The 497-nt window shown below is 59.6% G+C and carries 1 protein-coding gene; it reads left to right on the forward strand.

Annotated features, from left to right (window positions below; genetic code table 11):
• The coding region (locus GSQ88_RS14790; RefSeq protein WP_349628220.1) for an endonuclease domain-containing protein at positions 1-372 on the forward strand (372 nt) is incomplete at its 5' end.
• Between the last annotated feature and the right edge of the window lie 125 nt (positions 373-497).

The following is a 497-nucleotide window of genomic DNA, read 5'->3' on the forward strand; positions in this document are numbered from 1 at the left end:
CGGCTGCGCAGCAGCCGGGTGAGGGGGATGGACAAGTTCAAGGCCAGAGCTCGAAGCCTTCGGGTGTCACAAACGAGTGCCGAAGCCAAGCTTTGGCAGGCATTGCGCAATCGACGATTGGCGCGCTGGAAGTTTCGCCGCCAGCACTCGATCGACCGATACATAGTCGACTTCGTGACGCTGGACGGAAAGCTGATTGTCGAAGTGGACGGCATGACACACGCTGAACCGTCCGAATTGGCGAGAGACAAAGTCCGGTCAGATGTACTCGAGGGCTGCGGGTTCCACATTGTCCGCGTTACCAATACAGACGTGTACGAAAACTTGGAGGGCGTCCTCGAAATGATCGAGGGCACGCCTCGATTGGATTGAAGACCCCTCACCCGGCTGCTGCGCAGCCGACCTCTCCCCGGCGGGGAGAGGTGAAGCAAGCGGCCTCGATCGGAATTCACTTCTTCCCCCGCAGGATATCGCCGACTTGCGGTACGTCCTTGTCG

It is taken from the genome of Bradyrhizobium sp. S69 (genome assembly GCF_009766005.1).
Classification (GTDB): domain Bacteria; phylum Pseudomonadota; class Alphaproteobacteria; order Rhizobiales; family Xanthobacteraceae; genus Bradyrhizobium.